Raw genomic sequence first — 19,755 nt, 5'->3', positions numbered from 1 at the left:
ACCCCGAGGGGCCCGGTCACTTCGTACGCGAAGCGGCCGGGCCCCTCTTTTGGCGCGCTCGGCGCGCCTGCGCGCGGAACAGTCCTTAGCGTGAAGTCATGAACGACACGCCGCGCATTCGGACTGTTCTGAGCTGCACTCTCCTGGCCCTCACCGTCACCGCGGGCGCGACGGCGTGCGCGGGCCCGGACGGGCACCCGCTGTCGGCGACCCCCTACGACGCGGCCGACCAGATCGCCTTCGCGGCCGCCGACGGGACCCGGCTCGACCCCGAGAAGCCGCTGGAGATCACCTCCAAGGGCGACGAGGGACGGATCACCGACGTCACCGTCACCGACGCGGCCGGCCGCCATCTGGCGGGCGACCTCACCGCGGACGGGCGTACCTGGCGCTCCACGGCCTCCCTGGCCGCCGGAACCCGCTACACCGTCCGAGTGGCCGCGGAGGACGAGGACGGGGCCCCTGGCGCCCGTACGTACACGTTCGAGACGGCTCCGGCCAAACGGGCCCTGACCGTCATCTTCGGGCCGGAGGCGGGCACGTACGGCGTCGGGCAGCCCCTCACCGCCGACCTCAGCCTCCCCGTGAAGGACCGGGCGGCGCGCGCCGTCGTCGAACGGGCCCTCAAGGTCCGCTCCACGCCCGCCGTCGAGGGCTCCTGGTACTGGGTGGACGACAAGAAGCTGCACTTCCGGCCCAAGGAGTACTGGCCGGCCGGCACGCTCGTCTCCGTCACCGGCAACCTCGACGGCCTCCGCGTCGGCGACAAGCTCTACGGCGGTCCGTCCGCCCCGCTCCAGCTGAAGATCGGCGACCGGATCGAGGCCGTCGCCGACGCCGGGTCGCACTACATGACCGTCCGGCGCAACGGGGAAGTGATCAACACCATTCCGGTGACCACCGGAAAACCGGGCTTCTCCACCCGGAACGGGATCAAAGTGGTGCTCGGCAAGGAGTACTACGTCCGGATGCGCGGCACCAGCATCGGCATCTCCGAGGGCAGCTCGGAGTCGTACGACCTGCCGGTGTACTACGCCACCCGGGTCACCTGGAGCGGCGAGTACGTGCACGCCGCGCCCTGGTCCGTCGGCTCCCAGGGCGTCGCCAACGTCAGCCACGGCTGCGTGGGCATGTCCACCGGCAACGCGGCCTGGTTCTACGAGACCGTGCGCCCCGGCGACATCGTCCGCACCGTCAACAGTCACGGCGAGATGATGGACCCCTTCGGCAACGGCTTCGGCGACTGGAACCTGGCCTGGGACAAGTGGCGCCGGGGCAGCGCCCTGGTGGCGGAGCAGGGCGACCCCACGGCCACCGAGGACGCCAAGGCCCGCCTCCGGCCCTCTCTTTGAGAGCTCCGCCCCCGGGCCCGGCACCGGGTTCACGGCACCGGGCTCACGGCCCCGGCGCCCCTCGGCTCAGTCGCCCCGGGGCGGGGTCACGCGTCGATCGACAGGCGGGCGCGGATCAGACCCGCCAGGGACGCCGCGAACTCGACCGGTTCCACCGGAAGGGTGACGGCGGCGTCCGCGCGGCTCCAGGTGGCCAGCCAGGCGTCCTGCGGACGGCCGATGAGCAGCAGCACCGGCGGGCACCGGAACACCTCGTCCTTGATCTGCCGGCACACCCCCATGCCGCCCGCGGGGACGGCCTCGCCGTCCAGCACGCAGACGTCGATCCCGCCCTCGTCCAGCCGCTTCAGCACGGCCGGGAGCGTGGCGCACTCCACGAACCGCACGGGGGGCACGTCGGCCGCGGGCCGCCGCCCGGCGGCGAGCCGGACCTGCTCCCGGGTGTTCGCGTCGTCGCTGTAGACCAGGACCGTGGCACTCGACTGCATCGTTCCTCCGTCCGGAAGGCGGGCCGGTCGTCCTCGACCGGTGCGCGGGATGCTACTCCGCTCCACAGCCCGTCAACACCCGTTCAACACCTGTTCGAAGGGTGCCGGGAGGGCCTCCCGATGGGCCGTTCGGGCTGGACACACCCCTCTGACACTCCGAACGGCACCCCCCGGAGTGAGGGCGGGATAAGCGACCGACATAATGTCGGTCGTGGCGACAGTAACGACAGTAGAAACCGGGCACGCGCACCCGTCGGTCAATCGACCGAACCTCACCAGCGTCGGAACCATCATCTGGCTGAGTTCCGAGCTGATGTTCTTCGCGGCCCTCTTCGCGATGTACTTCACCCTGCGATCGGTGACCGGTCCCGAGTTCTGGGGGGAAAAGGCCTCGGCCTTGAACTTCCCCTTCGCGGCGACCAACACCACGATCCTGGTGCTCTCCTCACTCACCTGCCAGCTCGGCGTCTTCGCCGCCGAGCGGGGCGACGTGAAGAAGCTCCGGACGTGGTTCATCATCACGTTCGTGATGGGTGCGATCTTCATCGGCGGCCAGGTCTTCGAGTACACCGAGCTGGTCAAGCACGAGGGCCTCTCGCTCTCGTCGGACCCGTACGGCACGGTGTTCTACCTGACCACCGGCTTCCACGGCCTGCACGTGACGGGCGGTCTCATCGCCTTCCTGCTGGTCCTCGGCCGGACGTACGCCGCCAAGAGGTTCACTCACGAGCAGGCAACCGCCGCCATCGTCGTGTCCTACTACTGGCACTTCGTCGATGTCGTCTGGATCGGCCTCTTCGCCACGATCTACATGATCAAGTAGTCGGTCACCGCCCGTCGCGGCGGACCGACATCCAGCAAGCATCGACGCAGAAGATCCTGACACCGGGGTAATCCGTGAAAAAGCTCTCCGCACGACGACGCCATCCGCTGGCGGCGGTCGTCGTCCTACTTCTCGCGCTGGCGGCCACGGGGGGGCTGTACGCCGCGTTCGCGCCCGCGGGCACGGCGAAGGCCGATGAAACCGCCCAGTCCCTCGCCATCGAGGAGGGCAAGAAGCTCTACTCCGTCGGCTGCGCCAGCTGCCACGGAACCGGCGGTCAGGGCACCACTGACGGCCCGTCCCTCGTCGGCGTGGGCTCCGCCTCCGTGGACTTCCAGGTCGGCACCGGCCGTATGCCGGCGCAGCAGCCTGGTGCCCAGGTCCCGAAGAAGAAGGTCATCTACACGCAGGCCGAGATCGATCAGCTCGCGGCGTACGTGGCCTCCCTCGGTGCCGGCCCGATCACGCCGAAGGAAAGCGAGTACAGCCCCGAGGGGGCCGACATCGCGAAGGGTGGCGAGCTGTTCCGCACCAACTGTGCGCAGTGCCACAACTTCACCGGTGAGGGCGGCGCGCTGACCCACGGCAAGTACGCCCCGACCCTCGAGGGCGTCAGCCCGAAGCACCTCTACGAGGCCATGCAGACCGGCCCGCAGAACATGCCTTCCTTCCCGGACACCACCATGCCGGAGAAGGAGAAGAAGGACATCATCGCGTACGTCCAGGCCGTCAACGGCGAGAAGACCGCCAGCCCGGGCGGCCTCTCGCTCGGTGGCCTCGGCCCCGTCTCCGAGGGCCTGTTCGCCTGGGTCTTCGGTCTGGGCGCGCTGATCGCAGTTGCCATCTGGGTCGCGGCCCACACCGCTAAGGCCAAGAAGTCATGAGTACCCAAGAGATTCCAGAAGAGAACCTGCCGGCAGGGCAGGACACCGCGCACGGCGCGGTGAAGGTCGCGGACAACCCGTTCGTCGACCCGGGCCTTCCGCCCCACAAGCCGCGCGTCCAGGACATCGACGAGCGGGCCGCCCGCCGGTCCGAGCGTGCGGTCGCCTTCATGTTCGTGCTGTCGATGCTGGCCACCGTCGGCTTCATCGCCTCGTACGTGATCTTCCCGGTCGACAAGAACGTGTACATCTGGCCCTTCGGCCTGGTGTCCGCGCTCAACTTCGCGCTCGGCTGGACGCTCGGCCTCGCCCTCTTCTTCATCGGCGCGGGAGCGGTCCACTGGGCCCGCACCCTGATGTCCGACGTCGAGATCGCGGACGAGCGTCACCCGATGGCGGCGTCGCCCGAGGTCAAGGCGAAGGTCATGGCGGACTTCGCGGCCGGTGCCGCCGAGTCCGGCTTCGGCCGCCGCAAGCTCATCCGCAACACGCTGTTCGGCGCGCTGGCCCTGGTGCCGCTCTCCGGCGTCATGCTGCTGCGTGACATGGGCCCGCTGCCCGAGCGCAAGCTCCGCACCACCCTGTGGGCCAAGGGCAAGCTGCTCATCAACATGAACACGCATGAGCCGCTGCGTCCCGAGGACGTCGCCGTCGGTTCGCTGACCTTCGCGATGCCCGAGGGCCTCTCGGAGCACGACCACAACTTCCAGGTCGAGATCGCCAAGGCCGCCCTGATGATCGTCCGGATCCAGCCGGAGGACATCAAGGACAAGCGCGAGCTCGAGTGGTCGCACGACGGCATCGTCGCCTTCTCGAAGATCTGCACCCACGTCGGCTGCCCGATCTCGCTGTACGAGCAGCAGACCCACCACGTGCTCTGCCCGTGCCACCAGTCCACCTTCGACCTGTCCGACGGCGCCCGCGTCATCTTCGGCCCGGCCGGTCACGCCCTCCCGCAGCTGCGGATCGGCGTGAACGACAAGGGCTTCCTCGAAGCGCACGGCGACTTCGACGAGCCCGTCGGTCCCTCTTTCTGGGAGCGCGGATGAGCACTGTGACCAACACGGAGAAGAAGGCGCCCGCCGGTGAGCGGGTCGCCGACTGGGCCGACGGTCGCCTGGGGATCTACACGCTGGCCAAGGCCAACATGCGGAAGATCTTCCCGGACCACTGGTCCTTCATGCTGGGCGAGATCTGCCTCTACAGCTTCCTCATCATCATCCTGACGGGCGTCTATCTGACGATGTTCTTCCACCCGTCGATGAACGAGGTGGAGTACGCCGGCTCGTACGTCCCGCTCCAGGGACAGCTGATGTCCGAGGCGTTCAACTCGACCATGCACATCTCGTTCGAGGTGCGCGGTGGTCTGCTCATCCGGCAGATCCACCACTGGGCGGCGCTGATCTTCCTCGCCGGCATGTTCGTGCACATGATGCGCGTGTTCTTCACCGGCGCGTTCCGCAAGCCGCGTGAGATCAACTGGCTGTTCGGCTTCCTGCTGTTCTTCCTGGGCATGTTCACCGGCTTCACCGGTTACTCGCTCCCGGACGACCTGCTCTCCGGCACCGGTGTCCGCTTCATGCAGGGCGCGATCCTGTCGGTGCCGATCGTCGGCACCTACCTGTCGATGTTCCTCTTCGGCGGCGAGTTCCCCGGCGGCGACTTCGTGGCCCGGTTCTACTCGGCGCACGTGCTGCTGCTCCCCGGCATCATGCTGGGCCTGGTGGTCGCGCACCTCATCCTGGTGTTCGTCCACAAGCACACGCACTTCGAGGGCCCCGGCCGGACGAACAAGAACGTCGTCGGCATGCCGCTGCTGCCCGTGTACATGGCGAAGGCCGGAGGCTTCTTCTTCCTGGTCTTCGGCGTCATCGCGATCATCGGCGCGATCGCCTCGATCAACCCGATCTGGGCCATCGGCCCGTACCGTCCGGACCAGGTGTCCACCGGCGCCCAGCCCGACTGGTACATGGGCTTCGCCGAGGGTCTGATCCGTGTCATGCCGGGCTGGGAGATCAACCTCTGGGGCCACACGCTCGTCCTGGGCGTGTTCATCCCGCTGGTGATCTTCCCGCTGGTCCTGGCGGCGATCGCGGTCTACCCGTTCATCGAGTCCTGGATCACCGGCGACAAGCGCGAGCACCACATCGCGCAGCGCCCGCGCAACGCTCCGACGCGCACCGCCTTCGGTGTCGCCTGGATCACCGCGTACATGATCATGCTCGTCGGTGGTGGAAACGACCTCTGGGCGACCCACTTCCACCTGTCGATCAACTCGATCACCTGGTTCGTGCGGATCTTCTTCTTCCTCGGCCCGGTCATCGCGTTCATCGTCACCAAGCGGATCTGCCTCGGCCTCCAGCGCCGGGACAAGGACAAGGTGCTGCACGGGCGCGAGTCCGGCATCATCAAGCGCCTGCCGCACGGTGAGTTCGTCGAGGTCCACGAGCCGCTCAGCCAGGGCGAGCTGTACAAGCTCACCGCGCACGAGCAGTACGAGCCCGCCGCGCTGCCGCCGGCCGTCGACGAGAACGGCGTCGAGCGGAAGATCGGCGCGATGGAGAAGCTCCGCGTCAAGCTCAACAAGGGCTACTACGGCGACGACAACCAGGTCGCCAAGCCCACCCTCGAGGAGTACAAGGAGATCCAGAGCGGCCACGGCCACCACTGAGTCCCTCCTGACCTCCTGATGTAGGTCGCCACGGCGAGAGCCCCGTCCATTCGATGGACGGGGCTCTTTGCCGTACCGGCGGATCGATAGGCTGGACCCCGTATCCGACGCACGATCATCAGGAGCTGCCATGAGCGCTGTGACCCCCGCTGGAGGACCTACCACGGCGGGCCGCTCCTGGCCCGTCCTCCTGAACGGCCTGCTGGAGGGGAAGAACCTCTCCGCCGACGACACCGCCTGGGCGATGGACCTGATCATGAGCGGCGAGGCGACCGACGCCCAGATCGCCGGCTTCATGGTGGCCCTGCGCGCCAAGGGCGAGACCGTCGAGGAGATCAGCGGGCTCGTCCGGACGATGTACGCGCACGCCAACACGATCGAGGTGCCCGGACCGGCCGTCGACATCGTCGGCACCGGCGGCGACGGCGCCAAGACCGTCAACATCTCCACGATGGCCTCGATCGTCGTCGCCGGCACCGGCACCAAGGTCGTCAAGCACGGCAACCGCGCCGCGTCCTCCGCCTCCGGCTCCTCCGACGTCCTGGAGAAGCTCGGCATCAACCTCGGCCTCACCCCGCAGCGGGTGGCCGAGGTCGCCGAGGAGGCCGGCATCACCATCTGCTTCGCGGTGAAGTTCCACCCCTCCCTGCGGCACGTGGCCGCCGCCCGGGGCCAGCTCGGCATCCGGACCACCTTCAACGTGCTCGGCCCGCTCACCAACCCCGCCCGGGTGAAGGCCCAGGCCGTCGGTGTCGCCGACCCGCGGATGGCGCCGATCGTCGCCGGGGTGTTCGCCGAGCGCGGCAACTCCGCCCTGGTCTTCCGCGGCGACGACGGCCTCGACGAGCTGACCATCACCGGCACCTCCCGGGTCTGGGTGGTCCGGGACGGCTCCGTCCGCGAGGAGGTCTTCGACCCCCAGGACGTCGGCATCGACTACGCGCCCCTGGAGGCGCTGCGCGGCGCCGACGCCTCCTACAACGCCGACGTCGCCCGCCGGCTGCTCGCCGGCGAGACCGGGCCGGTACGGGACGCGGTGCTGCTCAACGCGGCGGCGGCGCTCACCGCGCTGGAGCCCGGCGAGGGCACCCTCGCCGAGCGGCTGCGGGCCGGCATGGCACGGGCCGCCGAGTCGATCGACTCCGGCTCGGCCCGCGCGGCCCTGGACCGCTGGATCACCGCCAGCAACGCCTGAGCCCCGCCCCGCGGGCCGCGCGGCCCCGTTCCGGAATACGGACGGGGTTGCGCGGACCGCGAGCGGTGGCATACGTTCGGCAACAGGTCATGAGTGACAGCCCCAAGCCCCGGCTGGCTGTCCGGCAACCCTCCGTCCGTGGCGGGGTGCCCCGGGTGAAGACCAGGCCGTGGACAGCAAGGTCCATGGCAAGCGCGGACCCCTGCGCCATCCCTGGGGTCCTGGTCCTCAAGGGAGCGGTCTCGTGAGCAAGCGAATGCGATAGGGCCTCCGGCCCCTTCTTCCCACCTCCGTGCGCCCGTCGTCCCTGACGCCCGCCGCGCGTCGAGGCCATCACCCGTACGCGGCGCGCCGTTTCGAGGCACTGCCCTGCGGGCCCTTCACGCCACTCGCCTGCCCTCCCGGGAGATACCGCCATGTCCGCACGCCCGAACGCCGCCGCCACCGCTTCCGACGCCGCCGCCTCCGAGTCCTCCGACGCCTGCTGCACCGGCCCGCTGCCCGTCCTCGGCCGTGACGTCACCGTCCCGCTCGTCACCGGCGGCGGGGTGAGCTACGCGGCCCTCGACTACGCCGCCAGCGCCCCCGCCCTCCAGCGGGTCTGGGACGACGTCGCCGCCTACGCCCCGTACTACGGCAGCGTCCACCGCGGCGCCGGCTACCTCTCCCAGCTCTCCACCGACCTCTTCGAGCAGAGCCGCGCCACCGTCGCCGAGTTCCTCGGCTGCCGCGACGGCGACCAGGTCGTCTTCACCCGGTCCACCACCGACTCGCTCAACCTGCTGGCCCAGGCGATCCCCGCCGACTGCCAGGTCTTCGTCTTCGAGACCGAGCACCACGCCTCCCTGCTGCCCTGGCGCGACGCCCACGTCACCTACCTCAACGCGCCCCGCACCCCCGCCCAGGCCGTCGAGACCCTGGAGCGCGCCCTCGCCGACCGCGATCCCTACGGCCCCGCCCTGGTCTGCGTCACCGGCGCCTCCAACGTGACCGGCGAGCTGTGGCCGGTCCGCGAACTGGCCGCCGCCGCCCACGCGCACGGCGCCCGGATCGTCCTCGACGCCGCCCAGCTCGCCCCCCACCACCCGGTCTCCGTCCAGGACCTCGACGTCGACTGGGTCGCCTTCTCCGGGCACAAGCTCTACGCGCCCTTCGGCTCCGGCGTCCTCGCCGGCCGCGCCGACTGGCTCCAGGCGTCCGAGCCCTACCTGGCCGGCGGCGGCGCCTCCCGCACGGTCGCCCGCCGGGCCGACGGCGGCGTCGACGTCGCCTGGCACACCACCGCGGCCCGCCACGAGGCCGGCTCCCCGAACGTCATCGGCGTCTACTCCATCGCCTCCGCCTGCAAGGCGCTGACCGAGGCCGGCTTCGACGCCCTCGTCGCCCGCGAACAGCACCTCATCGACACCGTCCGCGCCGGGCTCGCCGACGTGCCCGAGGTCCGCGTCCTCTCGCTCTTCGGCGACGACGCGCCCCGCGTCGGCGTCATCTCCTTCGTCGTCGACGGCTGGAACAGCTCCCACTTCGCCGCCGCCCTCTCCGCCGAGTACGGCATCGGCGTCCGCGACGGACTCTTCTGCGCCCACCCGCTCGTCCGCACGCTGCTCGGATCCGACGCCCAGGACCCGGGCGAGTGCGGCGCCCCCGAGCCGGCCGCCCCCGGCGAGAGGTCCCTCAACGCCATCCGCGTCAGCTTCGGCGCCGGCACCCCGGACGAGCACGTCGAGCGGTTCGTCGGCGCCGTGAAGGAGCTCGTCCGCGACGGCGCCCAGTGGAAGTACCGCACCGAGGACGGCCGCTGCGTCCCCGACCGCGGCTGACGCCGGCCGGTCAGGCCACCGCCAGACGGGTCCCCACCAGGACCATCCGCAGGGCCCGCTCGGCCGCGTCCGCCAGGAACTCGGCACCCCGGTCCAGGGCTTCGGGCAGCGCCACCGGCGCGGGCAGGATCGAGCCGTAGGCGTCCACCCCCACCGCACGCACCTCGTGGACGCCCTGCCCGAGCGTCCCGGCCAGGGCCAGGACCGGCACCCCGTGGGTCTTCGCCCGGCGCGCCACCTCCGCCGGGATCTTTCCCCGCACGGTCTGCCCGTCCAGGGCGCCCTCCGCCGTGATCACCAGATCGGCGCGGGCCAGCCGGGCGTCCAGGCCGACGTGGTCGAGCAGCACCTCGAAGCGGGGGAGCAGCCGGGCCCCGAGCGCGGCCAGGCCCGCGCCGAGCCCGCCGGAGGCCCCTGACCCCGGAGCCGTACCGATCCCGGCGGGCGCGCCCAGGTCCCGTACGAGCAGGGCGGCCCAGCGGTCCAGGGCCGCCGCCAGCTCCTCGACGCGCTCCGGGCCCGCCCCCTTCTGCGGGCCGAAGACCCGGGCCACGCCCCGCTCGCCGCGGAGCACGTTGTACGGATTGCAGGCCACCAGGAGCTCGGTGGCGGCGAGCCGGGGGTCGAGCCCGCTGGGGTCGATCCGCTCCAGCCGCGTCAGCGCGGCACCCCCCAGGGGGAGTTCGACTCCCTCGGCGTCCAGGAGCCGGGCGCCGAGGGCCTGGAGCGCACCCGCCCCGCCGTCCGAGGTGCCGGAGTCGCCGCAGCCGACGAGGACGCGGCGGGCTCCGGCGTCCAGCGCGGCCCGGACGAGTTCGCCCACCCCGTACGTGGTGGTGGAACCCGGGTCGCGCCGGCCGGCCGGCACCAGGGAGAGGCCCGCGACGGCCGCCATCTCGACCACCGCGGAGGAGGGGGCGAGGAGCGCGAAGTGGCTCCGGACCGGGAGACCGAGGGGGCCGGTCGCGATCCGGGGCAGCAGCCTGCCGCCGGTCGCGGCGGCCAGCGCCTGTGCCGTGCCCTCCCCGCCGTCGACCAGCGGGATCAGATCGACGACGGCGTCCGGGCGGACCCGGCGCAGCCCCTCGGCGATCGCCTCGGCGGCCTCGGGCGCGGACAGGGACTCCTTGAACCCGCTGGGGGCGACGGCGATGTGAAGGCTCACGGCTGGGACTCCAGGAGGACGGGCACGCCGAGCGGCGGCCAGACGACGAGGGCGAAGAACAGCACCAGGGCGGCGCTGAGCGGGGCGAGCACGGCGGAGAGCCGCAGCAGGTCGCGCGGGGTGAAGGTGGGGACGCCGTCCGGTGGTTCGGCGAAGAGGGCGACCGGCTTCGCGGAGGCGGGCAGCGTCTGGCAGAAGCCGGCGGCGGCCGTGGAGGCGAGCGCGGCGGCCACCGGGTCGACCCCGGCGCCGGCCGCCGCGGCCACCACCAGCGGCACCAGGACCGAGGAGCGGGCCGAGCGGGACTGGAGCACCAGGTGGGCGGCGGTGCTCACGGCGACGACGACGGTGAGGAAGGCCCACGGGGGCACCCCGCCGGGCATCCCGCCGACCAGCCATCCGGCCGCGCCGGAGTCGACCAGGGCCACGCCCATGGCGGTGGTCGCCGCCATGAAGAGCAGCATCGGCCAGGGCACCGACCGCAGCCCGTCCTTCATCCGGACGGTGCCGAGCGCGGGGGTGGAGGCCACCACCGCGCCGATCAGCGCGACCACGGCGGGCGAGACGCCGTGCAGCGGCTCGGCGCACCACAGCACCACGACGGTGGAGAGCAGCAGCAGGCAGCGCTGCTCGGGCGGGGAGAGCGGGCCCGACACCGGGGTGGGGGAGTGCTCCTGGAGCTCGCCGAGGGTGATCCGCACGGGTCCCCGCCGGTCCTTCCGGCGGGTGGTGGTGAGCAGGACCGCCTCGGCCGCCAGGTGGGAGGAGACCACGGCGAGCGGCAGGCCGAGGACCAGCCAGCGGGCGAAGCCGATGGACTCGCCGGTCTGTTCCAGGAGCACCCCGACGGTGATGAGGTGGGCGCCCGCGCCGATCAGGGTGGCGACGGCCGACAGCAGGATGACGGTGGGGAAGAGCAGCGCCAGCATCACCACCAGCCGGCGGCGGTCGGCGAGGGCCCGCGCGAGGGCGAGGAAGACCGGCAGGGCCAGCGCGGCCCGCCCGGAGGTGGCCGGGACGGCGAAGGCGGTGACGACGAGCGCGGTGGTGGTGAGGTGGACCAGCTCGCGTACGGACCGGGCCCCGGTGACGAGGTACGCGGCCGCCCGCCCGGCGAGCCCGGTCCGGGTCACCGCCGCGGCGAGGACGAAGGCGCAGATCAGCAGCCAGACGGTGGCGTCGCCGAGGGTGGCGAAGAGGGCGTCGGCGCTGATCACCCCGGTGACGGTGAGGGCGAGTCCGGCGCCCAGCGCGACGTAGGTGTCGTCGACCGGGGCGGCGATCCAGGCGCAGGTCGCGAGGGCGAAGACGGCCAGGGTCAGCCGCGCCTCGCCGCCCAGGCCGGGGGCGGTGCCGGGGACGGCGAGCACCGCGCAGGCGCTGAGCGCGAGGCAGAGCCACACCGTCTGCCGGAGGGAGAGGTTCACGGGAACCACCCTCCGGGCGGCAGGTGAGCCGTCGATGAGCCCTCCATGAAGGAAGGTTCATGCGACGGCGGTGCCCGGGTCAGGGCATCCGGTACCCCATGCCCCGCACCGTTTCGAGCCGCTCCGCGCCCAGCTTCTTCCGCAGCGCGCGGACGTAGACGTCCACGATGTTGGAGCCCGGGTCGAAGTCGTACCCCCAGACGTGGGAGAGGATCTGCTCCCGGGAGAGCACCTGCCCGGGATGGCGCAGGAACAGCTCCAGGAGGACGAACTCACGGGCGGTCAGGTCCACCGTCCGCTCCCCGGAGCGGGCCCGCCGCGTGCGCAGGTCCAGGCCGAGGTCGCCGCTGCGGAGCACGGTCACCTCGGGGGCGCGGGCGGCGGTGCGCAGCCGCAGCCGGATCCGGGCCAGCAGCTCCTCGAAGCGGAACGGCTTGGTCATCCAGTCGTCGGCGCCGCCCTCCAGGCCGGCCACCGTGTCCCGGACCGAGTCACGTGCCGTCAGGACGAGCACGGGCAGGGTCACCCGGGCCTCGCGCAGCTCCCGCAGGACGGTGAAGCCGTCCCGGCCGGGCAGGCCGATGTCCAGGACCATCAGGTCGAAGCCGCCGGTGAGCGCCCAGGCGAGCGCGGTGTCGCCGTCGGCGGCCACGGAGGTGGTGAAGCCGTTGGCGCGGAGGCCCTTCTCGACGAAGGAGGCGATGCGCTCCTCGTCCTCGGCGATCAGGACGCGGTTCATGGTCTCTCCTCTGAGTGCACCGAGGATTCACTCCTCGAAGACAAGAACGAATGTGGCTCCGCCGCCCTCGGTCGGGCGCAGCTCGACCGAGCCGCCCCGGTGCCCCTCGGCGATCGCCCGGACGATGGCGAGCCCGAGCCCGGCGCCGCTGGTGCGGGCCCCGCGCCGGGCGGTGCCCCGGCGGAAGCGCTCGAAGATCACCGCCGCGTCCTGTTCCTGGACGCCGGGCCCCCGGTCCGCCACGTACAGCTCGACGCGGCCGGCGGCGGCCCGCGAGCCGATCGCGATCCGCGCGCCCGGCACGGTGTGCTGGACCGCGTTCTGCGCCAGCTGCACCATCGCCTGGGTGATCCGCTGGGCGTCGAGCGACGCCTCCCGGTCGGCCACCCCGTCGAGCACCCAGTCGCGGTCGCCCAGCGCCCGGGCCTTCACGAAGACGTCGGCGGTCAGCTCGCCGAGCTGCACGGGCTCGGTCCGTACGAAGTCGGGCCGTTCGGCCTTGGCGAGGAGCAGCAGGTCCTCGACGATCCGGCTCATCCGGTCCAGCTCGTCGGTGACGAGCCGGACGGTCTCGGCCCGTTCGGCCGGGTCGTCGCCCATCAGCTCCAGATGGCCGCGGACGATGGTGATCGGGGTGCGCAGTTCGTGCCCGGCGTCGTCCACGAACTGCCGCTGGCCGGCGAAGGCCCGCTCCAGCCGGTCGAGCATCGCGTTGAAGGTCTCGGCGAGCGCGGCGATGTCGTCCTTGCCCTGCACCGGGATCCGCTGGGTGAGGTCCCGCTCGGTCAGTTCGGCGGCGGTCGTCCGCACCACCCGGACGGGGGCGAGGATGCGGCCGGCGACCACCCAGCCGATGCCGGTGGTCAGCAGCAGCGCCACCCCGGAGATGGCGAGCAGGATGCGGAACGCCTCGTCGGCGATGGTCTGCTGCCGGTCGGAGTGGAAGGCGACGACGAACGCCGACGGCGGTCCGCCGGTCTCGATCGGCACCTTCGCCCACCGCACCTCGCCCTGCTTCCGGTCGATCCGGCCCGAGGGCGCCGGGGCGGCGGCGATGGCGTCCAGCGCGGGCCGGTCGCGGTGGAGCGGCAGGGCGCTCGGTATGTCCCGGGACTGCCGGACCACCCGGGGGCCGGGCCCGCCGGTGCCGACCAGGCCGAGCAGCTCCTCGTCCGGGTCGGAGTACTGGCGCTGGAGGAAGACCCGCAGCAGCGCCTCGGGGTCGGTGAAGCGGCCGCCGGTTTCCGGGTCGACGCCCTGGGCCACGAAGTGGGCGAACTCCCCGGTCTCCTGGGTGAGCAGCTGGTTGATGCGGTGGTCGGCGTCCCGCAGCAGCAGGGTGCGGGTCACCACGGCGACCGCGGCCAGCGCGACCGCCATGACGAGCAGCAGCCAGAGCAGGATGCGGACGCGGGCGGAGAGACGGTGTTCGGTGCGCTTCACTCGTGGTCGTCATCGTCGTCGTCGCCCGTGGCGGAGGGGCCGGGCACGACGGAGTCGGAGGGCGGCGGCGTCGAGGTGGCCGGCGGCGCCGTCGACGCCGATGACGCCGATGACGCCGATGACGCCGACGGGGCCGGCGGGGCCGTGGGGGCGGTCGGCGCGCTCGCGGTGGGGGTCGGCGGGGTGGAGAGGCGCACGGCGGGCGGGACCCGCGGCGCCTCCGGCTCGTCGGTCAGCGCGTAGCTGGTCGCGGCGATGCCGAGCGGGACGGCGACGACGGCGACGAGGCCGGCCATGCGGTGGGTGAAGGACATGGCGCCAGGGTGGGGCGCCGAGGAGCGCTCCAGGATGAAGCCCGGATGAGGATTCCTTCATCCGGGCGTCACGGCGGCACGGGGTCCGGGCTCAGGACTCCAGACCGATGGCGAAGGCCGCCTCCAGGTCGTGCTGCGAGTAGGTGCGGAAGGCGACGTGCGTGTCGGTGCCCTCCACCCCCGGGATCTTGCTGATCCGGCCGGGGATGACCTCGGCCAGGTCGTCGTGGCGCGGCACCCGGACCATCGCGATGAGGTCGTACGTGCCGGTCACCGAGAAGACCTCGCTGACGCTGTCGAGCGCGGCGATCGACTCGGCGATCTCGGGGATGCGGTCCACGCTGGTCTTGATGAGGACGATCGCGGTGATCACGGCTGGCTGTCTCCCTCGGTCGCCGCTGCTGGGGTTTTCACTCTATCCCCACCCCGGAACCGCACCCAGGCGTAGAGGAAGCCGACGGAGAAGCCCACGACGTGGGCCAGATAGGCGACGCCCGGGCCCGCGCCCGCGGCCCGCGCCGCCAGCCACTGGAGCGTGAACCAGAAGACGAGCACCGCCCAGGCGGGGAACCGCAGCGGCAGGAAGAAGAGGAAGGGGAAGAGGCTGGTCACCCGGGAGCGGGGGAAGAGGAAGAGGAAGGCCCCGAGCACCGCGGAGATCGCCCCCGAGGCCCCGACCAGCGTCTGCTCGCTGCCGGCGTGCGCCGCGGCGTATCCGGCCAGGGCCACGTAGCCGGTGCCCAGGTAGAAGAGGGCGAACCCGGCGTGCCCCATCCGCTCCTCGGCCATCGCCCCGAAGACCCAGAGGAAGAGCATGTTGCCGAGCAGGTGGAGCCATCCGCCGTGCACGAAGAGGGCGGTGAAGGGGGTGAGCAGAGCGCCCGGATCCCCCCGCATCAGCTCGGCCGGCACCACCCCCCACCGCCGGAAGTACGCGCTCTGCGCCGCGAGCACCTCGTCCCCGGTCCCGTACGTCGGGTTGAGTCCGGAGACCGGGCTGACAATGAAGAGGAGACAGCAGGCGGCGATCAGTCCGTAGGTCACCGCGGGTCCGGTGCGGACGCCCTCGTAGGCGCCCAGGGCCGTGCCTCGCCAGTCGATCATGGACAGATCATGGCCCAGAAGGGACGAAGTGGACAGAGTGCCTCGCCGGGCCGGGGGGCCCGTGGTGAGGCCGTAGGGTTACGGGATCGAGCACCGCAGTCCGACGGCGCACCGCGGCTCCCGTACCTGGTACCACCACGACAGGAAGAAGGACGGCAACCATGACGACGGTTCCCCTGCCGACCGCCGAGACCCGCTGGCGCTGCACCCTCTGCGGAAACCTGACCCGCTTCGACGTGACGCGCTCGTCCAAGGTCGTCGAGTACGTCCATCTGGACCTGGCCGGGGAGCCCAAGGTCGAGGAGCGCGAGGTGCTCAGTGAGACCATCGAGTCGGTCCGCTGCCGCTGGTGCAACGCGGTGGACCAGATCGAACTCGTGGACAAGCCGGGCGTCGAGTCCTGACGGACGGCGCCGACGACAGTAGGGGTGACGGATCGTGGAGCAGCCCGCGCACGGTGACGAACCGGCCGGCGCGGCAGGTGACGCTGCCGAGACGCTCGACCATCCCCTGCCGGACGGGGTACGGCGGCGGGTGATCGCGCTGGTCGCCGACGCCTTCGGCGGCCTGACCGTCGCCGAGCTGCCCGCCCCCCTGCGCCAGTACGCCCGCTTCACCGCCAGCCGGCGCGCCAAGTTCGCCGGCAACGCGATGGCCGCCGCCCTGGAGGGCGACCCGCTCTTCCGGCAGCGGATCGGCGAACGGTTCAGGCAGGCCCAGCCGGAACTGGCCGCGTCCGTCGAGACCGGCACCCCGCCCGCCGCCGCCGACCCCGTCGACGTGGCCGCGGCGGCGTACGTGCTCCGCCCGCCGGGCTGGGCCAAGCTGGTGGCCGCCGCGGGCGAGGAGGTCCAGCGGGCCGACGCCGAGCGCGCCGACGAGGCGGGCCGGCGCGAGGTGGAGCGGCTCCGCGACGAGCTGTCGGCCGCCCGCGAGCGGACCAAGGGCGAGACCGAGCAGCTCCGGCACGATCTGGAGGCCGCCCGCAGGGAAGCCGAATCGCTTCACCGCAAGCTGCGCAGTGCCCAGAGCGACGTGAAGCGCGGCGAGGCGGCGCTGCGCCGCGCCCAGGCCGAGATGGAGACCGCCCGCTCCGAGTCGGCGGCCCAGGTGTCCGCCGCGGAGAGCGAGTCGCGCCGGCTGAAGGCCCGGCTCGGCGAGGTCGAGGCCGCCCTGGAGGCGAGTCGCCGGGCCGCCCGCGAGGGGCGCTCGGTGGAGGACATGCGGCTGCGGCTGCTGCTCGACACCGTCCTCGACGCCGCCCAGGGACTGCGCCGCGAACTCGCGCTCCCCCCGGCCTCGATGCACCCCGCGGACACCGTGGACGCCGTGGAGCCGGGGCGGATGTCCCCGAAGGACATCGCGGCCCGCGCCCTGTCGGAGACCGATCCGGCCCTGCTGGACCAGCTGTTGGAGCTGCCGCAGGCCCATCTCGTCGTCGACGGCTACAACGTCACCAAGACCGGCTACCCGACGATGCCGCTGGAGAAGCAGCGGCTGCGGCTGCTCGGCGGCCTCTCCGCGCTGGCGGCCCGCTCGGGGGCCGAGGTCACCTGCGTCTTCGACGGGGCGGAGCTGGCCGCCCCGGTGCTCCTGGCGCCGCCGCGCGGGGTGCGGGTGCTCTTCTCCAAGCCCGGTGTGACGGCCGACGAGTTGATCCGGCAGCTGGTGCGGGCGGAGCCGCCGGGCCGTCCGGTCGTCGTGGTCTCCACCGACCGCGAGGTCGCGGACGGCGTCGCGAAGGCCGGTGCGCGGCCGGTGGCGTCGGCTCTGCTCCTCAAGCGCCTTTCGCGGCTCTCGTAACGACTCGCCCGGCTCGCAACTCTTGGGCTCTATGCCCGATTTCTGGACGGCGCACCGTCAAGTACCCGTCACGGGCCGTGTGATGCTTGTAAATAAAGTGGTGCGTGGGCGAGATTTTTGCCGTCGGGATTTGAACTGATCACAACTTGGTCACTAGGGTCGGGCCTCGAACCTTCGCGCGGTTGATCACCCATCCGGGCGGTCCGTGGAGGAACCGCCTGCCCCTGACCGGCCGGGCGGCTCGAGGAAGAAGGAGATCGCCTTCGTGGCGTCCCACCGTCGACCCAAGCAGCCGAGCCGCACCCGTGTGACCGTGCTCACCGCGACCGCGGCCGCCGCCGTCGCGTTCTCCGCCCAGACCGGAGCCCAGGCGGCCCCCAAGCCGAAGATCGACGAAGTCAAGTCGAAGGTCGACAAGCTCTACCACGAGGCCGAGGAGGCCACGGAGCAGCACAGCCTGGCCGAGGAGCGCCGCGGCAAGCTGCAGAAGGAGATCGGCCAGATCCAGGACCGGGTGGCGCGTGGTCAGCAGGAGCTGAACACCCTCCGGGACCAGATCGGTTCGGTCGCGAGCGCCCAGTACCGCTCCGGCGGCATCGACCCGGCCCTCCAGCTCTTCCTCTCCTCCGACCCGGACGACTACCTGGACAAGGCGTCCGCCATCGGCCGGGTGACGGACCAGCAGGCCGACGTCCTCGCCACCATCCAGGACAAGCAGCGCACCCTCGCCCAGCAGCGCGCCGAGGCCACCGCCAAGCTCGCCGACCTCGAAGAGGTCCGCAAGACGCTCGGCGAGAAGAAGCGCAAGGTCCAGGGCAAGCTCGCCGACGCGCGCGAACTGCTCTCCACCCTCACCGCCGCCGAGCGCGCCCGCATCCAGCAGCAGGAGCAGGAGCAGGCGGAGCGCGCCAGCCGCGCCGCCACCGACCGCGTCGACCTGGGCAACGAGGTCCCGGCCAGCGGCCTGGGCGCCGCCGCCCTCGCCAACGCCGCCACCCAGATCGGCAAGCCGTACCAGTCCGGCGCCGAGGGCCCGTACGCCTACGACTGCTCCGGCCTCACGCAGTGGGCCTACGGCAAGGCCGGCGCCCGGCTCTCCCGGGTCACCTACACCCAGCAGAACGACGGCACCAAGATCGGCCGCAGCCAGCTCCGGCCGGGCGACCTGGTCTTCTTCAACAGCCTGTCGCACGTCGGCCTGTACGCGGGCAACAACACGATCCTGCACGCCCCCAAGCCGGGCGCCTCGGTCCGCTACGAGTCGATGAACTACATGGGCACGTTCCAGTTCGGTGTCCGCATCAACGGCTGACCCGCCCGGCCGTGCCGCCCGAACGGGTGGTTCGCCGCACACCTCGCTGACCTGACGCCCCGCCGGTGACCTTGTGATCTCCGGCGGGGCGTCATTTTGTGTGCCCGGCGCCTTCGTTGGACGCGACCCGGTGAACGGCTACTGTCTGCCGCGCCAGTCCGCACGAGCCGAACGGAGAGCGCGACCCGTGGCCTCCCACCGCCGACCCGCCCGGGTCACCGTCCTGACCGCAGCCGCGGCGGCCACCGCGGCGGCCTCCTTCGGCGCCGTCCCCGCGACCGCCGACCCGGGTGCCGGCACCGAGGCCACCCGCGCCAAGGTCGACCGGCTCTACGAGGAGGCCGAACGGGCCGCCGAGGGCTACAACCAGGCCGACGAGAAGGCCGACGCCCTGCGGCGCAAGGTCGGCCAGGCCCAGGACAGCCTCGCCCGCGGCCAGGAGCGCATCAACCGGATGAGGGGAGCGCTCGGCGCGCTCGCCGGCGCCCAGTACCGCTCCGGCGGCCTCGACCCCGCCCTCGTGCTGCTGCTCTCCTCCGACCCGGACAGCTACCTCGACCGGGCCTCCGCCCTCGACCGGGTCACCGCCCGGCAGAGCGCCGCCCTCACCGAGCTCCAGCGGGAGCGCCGCCGGCTCGACCAGGAGCGCGCCGAGGCCCGCACCGCCCTCGGCGAACTGGAGCGCAGCCGCGCCCAGGTGGCCCGCCACAAGCGGTCGGTGGAGCGGAAGCTCGCCGAGGCCCGCCGGCTGCTCGCCTCCCTCACCGCAGCCGAGCGCGCCGACTACGAGCGGTCCTCCCGCTCCGGCGGCCGCGCCGAGGGGCCCGGCCAGGAGCTGCCGCCGCCCGCCGACCTCGGCCCGGGGGACCCGCGGGGCGCCGCCGCGGTGCTCGCGGCCCGCAGCGTCGTCGGCAGGCCGTACGTCTGGGGCGCGACCGGACCCTCGGCGTTCGACTGCTCGGGGCTGATGGTCTGGTCGTACCGGCAGGCCGGGATCAGCCTGCCGCGCACCTCGGCCGCCCAGCGGCACGCCGGCCGGCAGGTGCCGCTCTCGCAGGCGCGGCCCGGCGACCTCGTCACGTACCGCGGCGACGCCAGCCACGTCGGCATCTACGCCGGGAACGGGCAGGTCATCCACGCCCCCTACCCGGGCGCCCGGGTCCGCTACGACCCGGTGAACATGATGTCCCACGTGACGGTGACCCGGCTCTGAGC

At 72.3% G+C, this 19,755-nt stretch carries 19 protein-coding genes and 1 riboswitch; of the genes, 11 read left to right on the top strand and 8 right to left on the bottom strand.

Features of this window, described 5'->3' with window-relative positions; genetic code table 11:
* Nucleotides 1-98 precede the first annotated feature (98 nt).
* Nucleotides 99-1,352 carry an Ig-like domain-containing protein gene (locus ACFVU3_RS15775; protein ID WP_390066458.1) on the top strand — a complete coding sequence of 418 codons (1,254 nt, stop codon included), beginning with the start codon at nucleotides 99-101 and terminating at the stop codon, nucleotides 1,350-1,352.
* 86 nt (nucleotides 1,353-1,438) lie between these two features.
* On the opposite strand, the gene ACFVU3_RS15770 is transcribed toward ACFVU3_RS15775, so the two are convergent.
* Nucleotides 1,439-1,840, bottom strand: a complete 402-nt coding sequence (locus ACFVU3_RS15770; RefSeq protein ID WP_390066457.1) for a hypothetical protein — start codon at nucleotides 1,838-1,840, stop codon at nucleotides 1,439-1,441.
* A 202-nt stretch (nucleotides 1,841-2,042) separates the two neighbouring features.
* On the opposite strand from ACFVU3_RS15770, the gene ACFVU3_RS15765 reads away from it, so the two are divergent.
* The 6 genes from ACFVU3_RS15765 to ACFVU3_RS15740 all read left to right on the top strand — a co-directional run bounded on the left by ACFVU3_RS15765 (nucleotide 2,043) and on the right by ACFVU3_RS15740 (nucleotide 9,233).
* Nucleotides 2,043-2,663 carry a heme-copper oxidase subunit III gene (locus tag ACFVU3_RS15765; RefSeq protein ID WP_390066456.1) on the top strand — a complete coding sequence of 207 codons (621 nt, stop codon included), beginning with the start codon at nucleotides 2,043-2,045 and terminating at the stop codon, nucleotides 2,661-2,663.
* A gap of 74 nt (nucleotides 2,664-2,737) precedes the next feature.
* Nucleotides 2,738-3,547 carry a c-type cytochrome gene (locus tag ACFVU3_RS15760; RefSeq protein ID WP_390066455.1) on the top strand — a complete coding sequence of 270 codons (810 nt, stop codon included), beginning with the start codon at nucleotides 2,738-2,740 and terminating at the stop codon, nucleotides 3,545-3,547.
* On the top strand, nucleotides 3,544-4,596 hold the full coding sequence (locus ACFVU3_RS15755; protein ID WP_390066454.1) for a Rieske 2Fe-2S domain-containing protein: 1,053 nt from the start codon (nucleotides 3,544-3,546) through the stop codon (nucleotides 4,594-4,596). Before ACFVU3_RS15760 ends, ACFVU3_RS15755 begins: the two co-directional genes overlap by 4 nt.
* Complete coding sequence (locus ACFVU3_RS15750) at nucleotides 4,593-6,218, top strand: cytochrome bc complex cytochrome b subunit (protein WP_390066453.1); 1,626 nt, start codon at nucleotides 4,593-4,595, stop codon at nucleotides 6,216-6,218. Before ACFVU3_RS15755 ends, ACFVU3_RS15750 begins: the two co-directional genes overlap by 4 nt.
* A gap of 130 nt (nucleotides 6,219-6,348) precedes the next feature.
* A complete protein-coding gene (trpD, locus tag ACFVU3_RS15745; protein WP_390066452.1) occupies nucleotides 6,349-7,413 on the top strand; it encodes an anthranilate phosphoribosyltransferase in 1,065 nt (354 codons plus the stop codon).
* 85 nt (nucleotides 7,414-7,498) lie between these two features.
* A riboswitch (SAM riboswitch) is annotated at nucleotides 7,499-7,614 on the top strand.
* 215 nt (nucleotides 7,615-7,829) lie between these two features.
* Complete coding sequence (locus tag ACFVU3_RS15740) at nucleotides 7,830-9,233, top strand: aminotransferase class V-fold PLP-dependent enzyme (protein ID WP_390066451.1); 1,404 nt, start codon at nucleotides 7,830-7,832, stop codon at nucleotides 9,231-9,233.
* 10 nt (nucleotides 9,234-9,243) lie between these two features.
* On the opposite strand, the gene ACFVU3_RS15735 is transcribed toward ACFVU3_RS15740, so the two are convergent.
* The 7 genes from ACFVU3_RS15735 to ACFVU3_RS15705 all read right to left on the bottom strand — a co-directional run bounded on the left by ACFVU3_RS15735 (nucleotide 9,244) and on the right by ACFVU3_RS15705 (nucleotide 15,425).
* Nucleotides 9,244-10,398 carry a glycerate kinase gene (locus tag ACFVU3_RS15735; protein WP_390066450.1) on the bottom strand — a complete coding sequence of 385 codons (1,155 nt, stop codon included), beginning with the start codon at nucleotides 10,396-10,398 and terminating at the stop codon, nucleotides 9,244-9,246.
* Nucleotides 10,395-11,825, bottom strand: a complete 1,431-nt coding sequence (locus ACFVU3_RS15730; protein WP_390066449.1) for an SLC13 family permease — start codon at nucleotides 11,823-11,825, stop codon at nucleotides 10,395-10,397. Before ACFVU3_RS15730 ends, ACFVU3_RS15735 begins: the two co-directional genes overlap by 4 nt.
* Nucleotides 11,826-11,904: 79 nt before the next feature.
* Nucleotides 11,905-12,564 (bottom strand): response regulator transcription factor, encoded by a 660-nt coding sequence (locus tag ACFVU3_RS15725; RefSeq protein WP_390066448.1) that lies wholly within the window; start codon nucleotides 12,562-12,564, stop codon nucleotides 11,905-11,907.
* A 27-nt stretch (nucleotides 12,565-12,591) separates the two neighbouring features.
* Entirely contained in the window at nucleotides 12,592-13,944 is a 1,353-nt protein-coding gene (locus tag ACFVU3_RS15720; protein WP_390066519.1) for a sensor histidine kinase, read from the bottom strand.
* A gap of 59 nt (nucleotides 13,945-14,003) precedes the next feature.
* Nucleotides 14,004-14,321 carry a small hydrophilic protein gene (locus tag ACFVU3_RS15715; protein WP_390066447.1) on the bottom strand — a complete coding sequence of 106 codons (318 nt, stop codon included), beginning with the start codon at nucleotides 14,319-14,321 and terminating at the stop codon, nucleotides 14,004-14,006.
* A gap of 91 nt (nucleotides 14,322-14,412) precedes the next feature.
* Nucleotides 14,413-14,694 (bottom strand): Lrp/AsnC ligand binding domain-containing protein, encoded by a 282-nt coding sequence (locus ACFVU3_RS15710; protein ID WP_359162400.1) that lies wholly within the window; start codon nucleotides 14,692-14,694, stop codon nucleotides 14,413-14,415.
* The gene (locus ACFVU3_RS15705) at nucleotides 14,691-15,425 is read right to left on the bottom strand and encodes a rhomboid family intramembrane serine protease (RefSeq protein ID WP_390066446.1); all 735 of its coding nucleotides are present in this window, start codon (nucleotides 15,423-15,425) and stop codon (nucleotides 14,691-14,693) included. Before ACFVU3_RS15705 ends, ACFVU3_RS15710 begins: the two co-directional genes overlap by 4 nt.
* Nucleotides 15,426-15,586: 161 nt before the next feature.
* On the opposite strand from ACFVU3_RS15705, the gene ACFVU3_RS15700 reads away from it, so the two are divergent.
* The 4 genes from ACFVU3_RS15700 to ACFVU3_RS15685 all read left to right on the top strand — a co-directional run bounded on the left by ACFVU3_RS15700 (nucleotide 15,587) and on the right by ACFVU3_RS15685 (nucleotide 19,753).
* Nucleotides 15,587-15,829, top strand: coding sequence for a hypothetical protein (locus ACFVU3_RS15700; protein WP_376596783.1), 243 nt, complete (start codon nucleotides 15,587-15,589; stop codon nucleotides 15,827-15,829).
* A 34-nt stretch (nucleotides 15,830-15,863) separates the two neighbouring features.
* Nucleotides 15,864-17,228 carry an NYN domain-containing protein gene (locus tag ACFVU3_RS15695; RefSeq protein WP_390066445.1) on the top strand — a complete coding sequence of 455 codons (1,365 nt, stop codon included), beginning with the start codon at nucleotides 15,864-15,866 and terminating at the stop codon, nucleotides 17,226-17,228.
* Between the two features lie 265 nt (nucleotides 17,229-17,493).
* The gene (locus ACFVU3_RS15690; protein WP_390066444.1) at nucleotides 17,494-18,540 is read left to right on the top strand and encodes an NlpC/P60 family protein; all 1,047 of its coding nucleotides are present in this window, start codon (nucleotides 17,494-17,496) and stop codon (nucleotides 18,538-18,540) included.
* 187 nt (nucleotides 18,541-18,727) lie between these two features.
* Complete coding sequence (locus ACFVU3_RS15685) at nucleotides 18,728-19,753, top strand: NlpC/P60 family protein (protein ID WP_390066443.1); 1,026 nt, start codon at nucleotides 18,728-18,730, stop codon at nucleotides 19,751-19,753.
* The last annotated feature ends 2 nt before the right edge of the window (nucleotides 19,754-19,755 follow it).

Source organism: Streptomyces sp. NPDC058052, assembly GCF_042885515.1.
GTDB lineage: Bacteria > Actinomycetota > Actinomycetes > Streptomycetales > Streptomycetaceae > Streptomyces.
The sequence above is the reverse complement of the archived record's forward strand: the minus strand, read 5'-3'. Positions and strand labels throughout refer to the sequence as shown.

Bases quoted from the DNA above. Each gene is read 5' to 3' on its own strand.
- ACFVU3_RS15775 (WP_390066458.1), top strand. From the start codon at position 99: ATGAACGACACGCCGCGCATTCGGACTGTTCTGAGCTGCACTCTCCTG.
- ACFVU3_RS15770 (WP_390066457.1), bottom strand. From the start codon at position 1,840: ATGCAGTCGAGTGCCACGGTCCTGGTCTACAGCGACGACGCGAACACC.
- ACFVU3_RS15765 (WP_390066456.1), top strand. From the start codon at position 2,043: ATGTCGGTCGTGGCGACAGTAACGACAGTAGAAACCGGGCACGCGCAC.
- ACFVU3_RS15755 (WP_390066454.1), top strand. From the start codon at position 3,544: ATGAGTACCCAAGAGATTCCAGAAGAGAACCTGCCGGCAGGGCAGGAC.
- ACFVU3_RS15750 (WP_390066453.1), top strand. From the start codon at position 4,593: ATGAGCACTGTGACCAACACGGAGAAGAAGGCGCCCGCCGGTGAGCGG.
- trpD (WP_390066452.1), top strand. From the start codon at position 6,349: ATGAGCGCTGTGACCCCCGCTGGAGGACCTACCACGGCGGGCCGCTCC.
- ACFVU3_RS15740 (WP_390066451.1), top strand. From the start codon at position 7,830: ATGTCCGCACGCCCGAACGCCGCCGCCACCGCTTCCGACGCCGCCGCC.
- ACFVU3_RS15725 (WP_390066448.1), bottom strand. From the start codon at position 12,564: ATGAACCGCGTCCTGATCGCCGAGGACGAGGAGCGCATCGCCTCCTTC.
- ACFVU3_RS15720 (WP_390066519.1), bottom strand. From the start codon at position 13,944: ATGGCGGTCGCGCTGGCCGCGGTCGCCGTGGTGACCCGCACCCTGCTG.
- ACFVU3_RS15715 (WP_390066447.1), bottom strand. From the start codon at position 14,321: ATGTCCTTCACCCACCGCATGGCCGGCCTCGTCGCCGTCGTCGCCGTC.
- ACFVU3_RS15705 (WP_390066446.1), bottom strand. From the start codon at position 15,425: ATGATCGACTGGCGAGGCACGGCCCTGGGCGCCTACGAGGGCGTCCGC.
- ACFVU3_RS15700 (WP_376596783.1), top strand. From the start codon at position 15,587: ATGACGACGGTTCCCCTGCCGACCGCCGAGACCCGCTGGCGCTGCACC.